The organism is Pararhizobium sp. P1_E7 (assembly GCF_056405855.1).
The window spans coordinates 1-2,046 of record NZ_JBFUBH010000184.1 but is presented as its reverse complement, the minus strand read 5'-3'; the positions used below and the strand labels follow the sequence as shown (position 1 = coordinate 2,046).

Here is a 2,046-nt window from a genome sequence, read left to right as displayed (position 1 = left end):
GTTGCTATCGCAACTAATGTATAATCTGAAAATACTAATATGGCGTCAACGCGATCATCACACACAGCTGTCGGCCTTTCGTCGGCCGCGGCTACGCTTTTGCCTGAAGCGACAGGGAGTAAGGTCAGGTCCGCGCGAGTCGAACCGGTGGCGATGCCAGGGGTGGAGATCGTCATGCGCGATATTCTGGCTCGGGCGGGCGTTGATGTTGCCACCTGATACCCGGTGAGGGTTTTACGGGAGCTCGCCCTACTACATGATCTGCTCTGATAATCGTTCAGAGACGTATTGCTTTAGGTGCGGGGAACCACAAAAGCACCAAGTGCTGACTGTGGGTTCAAATAGCTCGGGCTTCTAGACATGATTGTCAGGCTATGCAGGRTTGCGATAGCGGATTCCAGCACAGTCACAAATCGAGGACGAGTTTGGGTGTACAAGAACGTGAACAGCAGATCGTCATGATCCTATTGCTCGCCCGCTCGTCGTCGGAAAGTAGATCGTCGTCTCGGTGGTCGGGCACACCCTCCAGGACAGCTGTCAGGCAGGTGCCGCAATAGCCTTTCTGACAGGCGCTTTCAACATGTATGCCTGCTCTGCGAACGACGTCCAGCACCGAATCCGAAGGCGGTACTTCGAGGAAAAGACCTGATTTACGAAGCTCTACTTGAAACAAGTTGTTCGTCGCCCCGACGCGGTCGTCATTCGGAGATGAAGGGGCGAAGACCTCCGAATGAAGATTAGCTTGCGTCCATCCGCGCGCCTTGCCGGTTGCGGAGACAGCATCGATTAGGCCGCGCGGCCCACAAACATACACATGTGCGTCGGCTTCCAAGCTGTTGAATAGAGATTGTATGTCCAGTCCTTGGCTCGGGTCGCCATTATCAAAGATGAACGTTGTGTTCCCGTCACCGAGTTGTTCGACTTCTTTAACCAGTGCGGCCTGGTCGCGCGTCCGGGAGCAGTAGATCAGGCGCCAGTCTCTTCCCTGCTGGTGGAGTTCCCGAGCCATTGAGATGATCGGGGTGATACCGATGCCGCCTGCGATAAGTACATGCGAGGCCCCATCTTCCACCAGAGAAAAATGGTTGGCAGGCTTTGAGATAAATAGCCTAGCGCCGTCGGTGAGTGCATGCATTTCTGTCGAGCCTCCACGTCCGGAGGCCTCATGGAGAACGGCGATGTCGTACGAGTTTGGAGTCCGCGACCGCATCAGGGAGTACTGCCGGACCGTGCCGGATGGCAAGCGAACCTGAATATGCGCTCCTGCGCTCCAGGTGGGAAGAGTCCGCTCCTTCGAGGTAAGCGTGAAAGTCTTCACGCGCTCTGTCTCCTGTCGAAGACCGACAACGACTACCTCGATCCAATGCTCGTTCATACGTTTCCTCCTCGTAAGCCCGACAGCCAGTGATCGTCTATCGTGGTATAGCGAAGGGATCGTAACGGGTTCTGGAAAGGACCCATCACGATCACTCTCTCGCACATTAATCAGAGTGCCTGCGGCCTGGCCGACACCGCTTCCATGTACCACTTTGCAAACTCAGCGATCCGGCGCTCCTGGGTGGAGTAGCGGCCGGGCTGGTATCGCGCGGAGTTCACCCCCAGCTGATTGTTTTCGGTGATCGTCTTGTCTTCGCCAAGTGTTACGTCCCAGACCCTCATCAGATCGGCTGGCTGATAGTCCTGTCCTTCCACCGCGTGCGGAGCGACCAGCCATATTGCCTCGACATCGGTCTGGTGAGCCGACTTCGGGATGAAGTGAAAGATCACTGCGTGATCGTTGTTGACGAGGACGGTGCTTATTGGATTGAAAACGCATCCTGTTTGACCGCCGTCGAAAACACCAAATTCGGTCATTAAGGGAGCAAGAGGCTTTCCATCCAGGCTTTCAGTTTTGGCATCATCCGCGATTGGCAGACGATTGCCGGACCGGAAGTAGACGCTCTCCGCATTGTCTGCGAACATGCCGACCGGATAGCCCAGACCCTCGGAATGCTCCTCCCAGCGTTTCAGCTTTTCTTGGTAGAGAATTGTGTCCTCATCGTCTCC

General features: G+C 55.6%; 2 protein-coding genes. Both read right to left on the bottom strand.

Annotated elements, in window-relative coordinates:
* Window positions 1-406 precede the first annotated feature (406 nt).
* Window positions 407-1,375, bottom strand: a complete 969-nt coding sequence (locus tag AC1D17_RS28690; RefSeq protein ID WP_112841500.1) for a PDR/VanB family oxidoreductase — start codon at window positions 1,373-1,375, stop codon at window positions 407-409.
* A 110-nt stretch (window positions 1,376-1,485) separates the two neighbouring features.
* Window positions 1,486-2,046: SRPBCC family protein (locus AC1D17_RS28685; RefSeq protein ID WP_477568592.1), on the bottom strand; the 561-nt coding region annotated here is incomplete at its 5' end.